At 68.1% G+C, this 7,017-nt stretch carries 7 protein-coding genes; 3 read left to right on the forward strand and 4 right to left on the reverse strand.

Annotated elements, in window-relative coordinates; all coding sequences use genetic code 11:
• Window positions 1-10: 10 nt before the first annotated feature.
• Window positions 11-637 carry a TetR/AcrR family transcriptional regulator gene (locus ACFWIW_RS19780; protein ID WP_378369750.1) on the reverse strand — a complete coding sequence of 209 codons (627 nt, stop codon included), beginning with the start codon at window positions 635-637 and terminating at the stop codon, window positions 11-13.
• Between the two features lie 100 nt (window positions 638-737).
• Here ACFWIW_RS19780 and ACFWIW_RS19785 point away from each other — a divergent pair, with 100 nt between their 5' ends.
• Both ACFWIW_RS19785 and ACFWIW_RS19790 read left to right on the forward strand, forming a co-directional pair.
• Window positions 738-1,481 (forward strand): SDR family NAD(P)-dependent oxidoreductase, encoded by a 744-nt coding sequence (locus ACFWIW_RS19785; RefSeq protein WP_378369751.1) that lies wholly within the window; start codon window positions 738-740, stop codon window positions 1,479-1,481.
• Between the two features lie 174 nt (window positions 1,482-1,655).
• A complete protein-coding gene (locus tag ACFWIW_RS19790; RefSeq protein WP_378369752.1) occupies window positions 1,656-2,855 on the forward strand; it encodes an LCP family protein in 1,200 nt (399 codons plus the stop codon).
• Here ACFWIW_RS19790 and ACFWIW_RS19795 read toward each other — a convergent pair.
• From ACFWIW_RS19795 to ACFWIW_RS19805, 3 genes are all read right to left on the reverse strand, one after another.
• Window positions 2,764-3,126, reverse strand: coding sequence for a hypothetical protein (locus ACFWIW_RS19795; RefSeq protein ID WP_378369753.1), 363 nt, complete (start codon window positions 3,124-3,126; stop codon window positions 2,764-2,766). The two genes, ACFWIW_RS19790 and ACFWIW_RS19795, sit on opposite strands and share 92 nt — an antisense overlap.
• Window positions 3,127-3,332: 206 nt before the next feature.
• Window positions 3,333-3,647 carry a class I SAM-dependent methyltransferase gene (locus ACFWIW_RS19800; RefSeq protein ID WP_378369754.1) on the reverse strand — a complete coding sequence of 105 codons (315 nt, stop codon included), beginning with the start codon at window positions 3,645-3,647 and terminating at the stop codon, window positions 3,333-3,335.
• Window positions 3,648-4,002: 355 nt separating this feature from the next.
• Entirely contained in the window at window positions 4,003-5,256 is a 1,254-nt protein-coding gene (locus tag ACFWIW_RS19805; protein ID WP_378369755.1) for a DUF222 domain-containing protein, read from the reverse strand.
• Window positions 5,257-5,607: 351 nt separating this feature from the next.
• On the opposite strand from ACFWIW_RS19805, the gene ACFWIW_RS19810 reads away from it, so the two are divergent.
• On the forward strand, window positions 5,608-6,987 hold the full coding sequence (locus tag ACFWIW_RS19810) for a neutral zinc metallopeptidase (RefSeq protein WP_378369756.1): 1,380 nt from the start codon (window positions 5,608-5,610) through the stop codon (window positions 6,985-6,987).
• The last annotated feature ends 30 nt before the right edge of the window (window positions 6,988-7,017 follow it).

Here is a 7,017-nt window from a genome sequence, read left to right on the forward strand (position 1 = left end):
GCCGGGCGCGTCAGCGCGCGCGGCCGCCGGGCTCCGGGAGCCCGGCGAGAAGCAGTTCGACGGCGTCGTCCAGCAGGTCGAGCGCGGAGACTCGGCCGTCGTGCTGGTACCAGAGCATCAGCACGGCGTTGACCGCGCCGCCGAGCGTGGACAGCAGCAGCGCCGGGTACAGATCGGTCTTCGGGTCCACACCCGTGCGGCGGGCGATCGCCTCGATCATCGGCGCGATGGTGTCGTGGTTCATGGCCACCGCGCGCGAATGCAGGGTGGCGTTCTCTTGAATGGCCTTCATGCGGCCGAGCCACTCTTCGCGGTTCTCGTCGACTTGGGCGAAGTCTTCCTGCAGCGCGTCCACGAAAGCACGGGGAGTGCTGACTTCCTTCGGTGCGGCGAGGAACTTGTCGATGGTGCGCTGGGTCCGCTCGGCACTGTCGGCGTGCGCGATGACGACAGCGTCCTCTTTGGACGCGAAGTAGTTGAAGAACGTGCGCGGGGAGACCCCCGCCGCCGCGCTGATGTCTTCGACCGTCACCTGGTCCAGACCACGTTCGGCGACGAGCCGGACGGCGGTGGTCGCCAGCGCGCGGTGGGTTTCCAGCCGTTTGCGCTCGCGGAGACCTTTGACGGGTTCGGGCATGGGCACCACGATACGCCTAAAGGTGCAGATACTGCAAAATTGCAGTTTGTGAACCGTGCCACTGCCTGCCGGCGCCGGGCCACCTGGCAGACTGCGGCGGGTGAGCGGAACGGTGCTGGTACTGGGCGGACGCAGCGAGATCGGCCTCGCGGTCGCGGAACGGCTCGCCAATGGCGGGGCGCGCCGGATCGTGCTGGCCGCGCGACGGAGCGCGGACCTCGGCGCGGAATCCGAGCGGCTGCTGGCCGCGGGGGCGGAGACCGTCGCCACCGTCGAGTTCGACGCCGACGACCTCGCCGGACACGGGCCGTTCCTGGAAAAGGTCGTCGAGGAACACGGGCCGCTCGACGTCGTCGTCACCGCCTTCGGGATCCTCGGCGACCAGGCGCGCGCCGAAGCGGACGCCGGACACGCCGTCGCGATCGTCCACACCGACTATGTGGCCCATGTGAGTGTGCTGACGCATGTGGCCAATGTGCTTCGTGAGCAAGGAAACGGCAGCCTCGTGGTCTTCTCGTCGGTCGCGGGCGTGCGGGTCCGGCGGGCGAACTACGTCTACGGATCGGCGAAGGCGGGCCTCGACGGTTTCGCGAGCGGGCTGGCCGACGCCCTGTACGGCACCGGTGTGCGTCTGCTGCTCGTCCGGCCCGGCTTCGTGATCGGCCGGATGACCGAGGGCATGTCGCCTGCCCCGTTCTCCAGTACTCCCGATCAGGTCGCCGACGCGACGGTCGCCGCGCTCCGGAAGGGCCGGGGCACGGTGTGGGTGCCGGGACTCCTGAGGCCGATGTTCGCGGTGATGCGCGTGGTGCCACGCGCGATCTGGCGTCGCATGCCCCGCTAGGGAGCGCTGCGCGGTCGGTCCGGCACTCGGTGTCGCCGCCGGCTGTCTGCTTGATCACTTCGAATGGTCCGAACGGGCTTTAAGACCCGGTTATGACACGTTTCTCAGCTAATTCCCAGCTAACGCGGTGATCCTCGAACGCGGGGGATCATTCACGGAAGCGGGGAGAAGGTCGTGCTGCTCACGTCGCGAGGACGGCGGATCGGCGGCCGTGTCGCACTGGGCCTGGTGTCGACGGCCGTCCTGGGGGTCACGGGTTTCGCGTGGACCCAGTTGAGCCGTTTGGACGAAGCGCTCGTCACGGCCGACGTGATCGCTCCTTCCGCGCAGGTGCCCGACGGTCCGGCGGGCGAACCGCTGAAGGTGGCGCAGAACATCCTGCTCGTCGGAATCGACTCCCGGACCGACACCAACGGGAACCCGTTGCCGCAGAACGTCCTCGACGCGTTGCACGCCGGAAGCGGCGACGACGGCGGCGACACCACCGACACCATGATCGTGGTCCACATCCCGGCGGGTGGGGCGGGCGCGACGGCCATCTCCATCCCGCGTGATTCCTATGTGGACATTCCGGGCGGATTCGGCAAGCACAAGATCAATTCGGCGTACAGCCGCGGCAAGAACGCCGCGATGAACACGCTGCGCGCACAGGGACTTTCCGGGCCGCAGCTCGAGGTCAAGGCCAACGAGGCGGGCGCCAAACTCACGATCCAGACGATCGAGCAGTTCACCGGCCTGTCCATCAACCACTACGCCGCCGTCAACCTCGCCGGGTTCTCCGCACTGAGCGAGGCCGTCGGCGGTGTCGAGGTCTGCCTCAACAACCCCGTGCAGGACAAGTTCTCCGGCGCGTCGTTCCCGGCGGGCAAGCAACTGCTTTCGGGCCCGCAAGCGCTGGCCTTCGTGCGGCAGCGGCACGGCCTGCCCAGCGACCTGGACCGCATCGCGCGGCAGCAGGCGTTCCTGTCGAGTATGGCCAAGACCGTCCTCGACGCCGGGACCTTCACCGATCCCACCAGGCTGAGCTCCCTGATCGGCGCGATCCAGGGCTCGGTCGTGCTCGACCGCGGCTGGGATGTGCTCAGCTTCGCGCAGCAGCTGCGGGGCATGAGCTCGGGAGCGCTGAAGTTCCAGACGATCCCGGTGCAGAGCCTTTCCCTGCCGACTCCTTCCGACGGCGACGCGGTGAAGGTGGATCCGGCCGAAGTGAAGGCGTTCGTGAAGTCCGCGCTGAACGCGACGACCGTCTCCGCGGTGGGGGACCCGGCAGGCGGGATCGGGATCAAACCGGTGGCGGCCACTTCTTCGATCGCCGCTCCGCCTTCGTCGTCAGCTGCTTCCACGCCGCCCGCGATGGCAGGCTGCGTGAACTGAGGCTCGGCGCTCGCTGTCCGAGACGGAGGACGCTCAGATAGCGGCGTGGTGCCCGGTCGCCCATTCGGTCACGGATGCGCTGGGCGATGGCGTCGAGCAGGGGCTCGCGGACGTCGCGATCGAGCCCGCGGTACAGGGACGTCGAGCGAAGGAGGTCGGCGAACCCTTCGCCGTCGAACCATTGAACGGCCGGATACCAGCGCACGATCGCCGGACCGAACAATCCGCCGGGATCCTCGACCAGACCCCAACCCTCGCCGGTGGTGCGCACGTCGTCCTCCGACGGCGGATGACCCCAGCCAGGGTTCCCGGCACAGAACCGCTCATGGAGATCGGCGGTCTCGGCGAAGACTTCCGGCTCTCCCGGCCTGCGGACGACGACGTTGCCAAGCAGCGCCAGCCAGCCTCCGGGACCAAGCGCCTCGTACGCTCGCCGCCAGCCGATCGACGGGTCGAGCCAGTGCCATGACGACGCGGCTAGGACGGCATCGACGTCTCGACTTCGACGTTGCTCAAGGTGGACATCCGTTCGCGAGCGAGTGTGGCCATGTCGGCGCCCGGCTCGATGGCGGTCACCGAGCATCCCAGTGCCGCCAGGGAACGCGTGGCCTGACCGGTGCCGCAGCCAATCTCCAGCACCGACGACGTCTTGCCGATGCCGGTGATGGCGCCGAGGTCCGCGAACAGCTCATCGGGATATCCCGGACGGACCCGGTCATAGAGCTCCGGCACCTCGTTGAACACTCGGCCGAGTTCGTAGCGGTTCGCGGGTATCTCCGGCTCGTCGGTCACGAACACACAAGCTATGGGGCTCCTTTGCGGAAACGCCACTGGTTTACCGGCAGGCCGGGTAGGGGCAGGACGGCATGGCCGGGCTCGGATACGGAGGCCACCCACCGGCCCGGCGGAATCGAGCTGGAACCGTCCCGGCCGCGCGGCCCGCATGTAGCGGACGGCGTTGGTCACATCCGGACCGAAGATCCTGCTGAGCTGTATGAGATCGGTGCCGTGGTGCGCCTTGTCGAGGATCCGATGACCAGGAGCCCGGGGAGCGATCCCGATGCTGTCGGCGATCGGGAAAGCCTTGGCCGAGCTGTGGGCATGCCGAGGAGCCCGTCGTCGGTGTGCCCGACGGGCTCTTCGGGGTTCAGACGTGATGCAGGGTGTTGCGCCGGGGTATTCGGAGCGGGTCTCGGTATTGGGGTGAGATGAATTCCGGTAGCCCGTCGGCGGCCATGCGTACTTCCCAATCACCGTGATGAATCAGGCGATGGTGGAAGCCGCACAGCAGGACCAGGTTTCGGAGGTCTGTGGGTCCGCCGTCTGCCCAGTGGTGAATGTGGTGGGCGTGGCAGTTCTTGGGTTTCCGGTGGCATCCGGGGAAGGCGCAGCCTCTGTCGCGGATGTTCAACGCGCGTCGTTGGCCTGGGGTGACGAACCGTCGGAGGCGCCCCATGTCGAGGGGTTCGCCCGAGGTGCTCATCACGACCGGCAGCATGAGGCAGTCGCAGGCGGCGAGCCGTGCTTCCCGGGCGGTCATCGTCCCGACGAAATCGAGGCACGCGGTGCCGAGGCCGGATTTGAGTTCGTCGAGTCCGATGGTGACGTTCACGAGGGTGCGGTAGCCGCTGGTGCCGGGTTGGTCGGGGCAGGCGATGGCCAGGTCGAGCAGGTCGGCCCAGGCGTCGCCCATGCGCTCGCATTTCATCCGCAGGTCGGCTTGGCCGAATTCGTCGACTGGCCGTGGCTGGGCGTGCGCTTCTAGGGCGGCGGCGGTGCGGGCACCGGTTTCGTCGTCGAGCAGGCCGGTGAGTTTCCAGAAGCCGTCTTTGCGGCGTTCCAGGGTGATCTCGCGGCGTGGTTCCTTAGGTTCGGGTTCTTTGGGTTCCTTGCCGTCGGGATCCAGCCAGCCCAGCAAGTTCGCCTCAGCCTTGGTGAGCTGTGCGGGTCCGGCATTCGGGGCCAGTTCGGCGAGGATCTTCTCCGCCTTCGCCCGATCCTCAGCAGACGTGTCGGCGGGGAGCCGTTTCAAGATCTCCAGGATCTGATCGATCCGTTCATTCCCCACCAGACCCTCCGCCGCAACCGCAGCAGTAGCGGGAGCAACAGGCGGAACCTCAGTGCCATCCAAGGCGCGAGTCGGGTTCAACGCGATCGCCCGGTTCACCACAGCGCGCGCCTCGCCGACCGACAGCCCCGCCATATCGGCGAACCACTTATCCGTACGGCCATACCCGTACAAATCCTTGACGCCCCGAGACTCGATCTCCGCCAAGAACTGCCCCAGCGCGGCAGTTGCCACCCGAATCACCTGCAAGGACTGCTGCACGCCATGAGCAAGCTCCAGCTTGCCGGCGCGCCACAGCTCCTGCGGCAACTCGGGGAGGAAGGTCTCGGACACGACTCCATAATAGCACCTTGCTTCGAACACGTGTTCGTAATTTTAAGCGACCAGCGAAACGTGCGAACAACACTGAAGAGTGAAACTATTGCCAACGTCGAATCACCTTGGGCAACCCCCGCATTTAGCCGGCTAAATGCGAAGGGATGCCGCGGTTAGTCGACTAAGTGCGGGCCGCGCGGGGCTGAAAGGGGAAAGCCCCGGGGTGAGCAGGACCGCCCGCCCAGGCCTTGCCCGGCTACCCACGGCGCGGGCAACGGCCCCTGGAAGCCGGCCAAGATTCTTTTGAACCGCATCGCGCCGCCGTCCGTGTCCCTGGAGCCGGGGAAGCCACGGACACGGGATGGTGTGATGAAACGCTGGACGATTCTGGTGAGCCTTTCCCTCTGCCTCACCGGTTGTGCCGCGACCGTCGGGGGTGTGGCCCAGCCGGTGGATACGACCCGGGTGGCCGGGCTCGAGATCACCGACGGGCCCAGCGGTTTCAAACCCGGCGTGCTCGACGCCGGGCTCCCGGTCGACGGCGGTGACGGCGGCGAGATCGACAGGCTCGCGGCCAACGCCGTCGCCGACGTCCAGCGGTATTGGCGCGAGCATCTTCCCGCGACCTTCGAACGCGAGTTCCGGCCGCTGACCACGCTCGTCTCCTACGACTCGGGCGGCCGCGGCCGCGAGATCTGCGGCACCTCGACCGCCGGGCTGGTGAACGCCTTCTATTGCGCGGGGGAAGACGTCGTCGCGTGGGATCGCGGGGAATTGTTGCCGATGCTCAACGATTCCTTCGGTCCGGCGGCGGTCATGACCGTGCTCGCCCACGAGATCGGCCACGCCGTCCAGTTCCGGCTGGGCCTGCCGGGCACGGCTCCGTCGATCGTCAAGGAGCAGCAGGCCGACTGCTACACCGGCGCGTACCTCCGCTGGGTCGCCGAGGGCAAGTCGCCCATGTTCCAGGTCTCCACCGGCCGCGGGCTCAACGAGGTGCTCACCGCGTTGTTCCAGATCCGCGATTCCGCGGGGGTCGCCTTCGACGACGACGGGGCGCACGGCAACGCGTTCGACCGGGTTTCGGCGTTCCAGTTCGGCTTCACCGACGGGCCCGCCCGGTGCGCGAAGATCGACGAGCGCGAAATCGAAGGCCGGAGCACACAAGGCGGATTCGGCTCGGCCGCGGCGAACGTCCGCCTCGACGACCGCCAGGCCCTGGCCGACCTCACCACCAGCCTGCGGCAGGCGTTCCGGCTCGCGGCCACGCCGCCGGCGCTCACCACCGGAGCGGCCTGCGGCGTGACGGCGGAGGACGCGCTCGCGTCGTATTGCTCGGAGTCCAACCAGATCAACCTCGACCTCGACGGCCTCGTCCGGATCGGGACCCCGCCGCGCAGGGGGCGGCAGGGCGGCATCGGTGACTTCGCCGCGTTCGCCGAGGTCGCGTCGCGCTACACGCTCGCGGTCCAGCAGGAAGGCGGGTTCCGGCTCGACGGGCCGGTGGCCGCGCAGCGCACCGCGTGCCTCACCGGCTTTTGGGCTTCGACCCTCACGGACGGTGGCGCGCTCACGTTGTCGCCGGGCGACCTCGACGAGGCGATCGCCGAGATGCTGACGCGGAACAGCCTGATCGCGGCGGACGTCCGGGGCCGGACGCTCCCGGCGGGTTTCGCGCGAGTCGCCGCCTTCCGCGACGGTTTCTCGTCCGGCGCCCAGGACATCTGCGGCAAGAAGTACCGCGCGTGAAGGCCCCCTTCCCTCGGCTGAGCCGAGGGA

The organism is Amycolatopsis sp. NPDC058340, from assembly GCF_042723975.1.
Classification (GTDB): domain Bacteria; phylum Actinomycetota; class Actinomycetes; order Mycobacteriales; family Pseudonocardiaceae; genus Amycolatopsis.

Excerpts from the sequence above, each read along its gene's own strand:
- ACFWIW_RS19780 (WP_378369750.1), bottom strand. The coding sequence starts at position 637 with ATGCCCGAACCCGTCAAAGGTCTCCGCGAGCGCAAACGGCTGGAAACC.
- ACFWIW_RS19810 (WP_378369756.1), top strand. The coding sequence starts at position 5,608 with ATGAAACGCTGGACGATTCTGGTGAGCCTTTCCCTCTGCCTCACCGGT.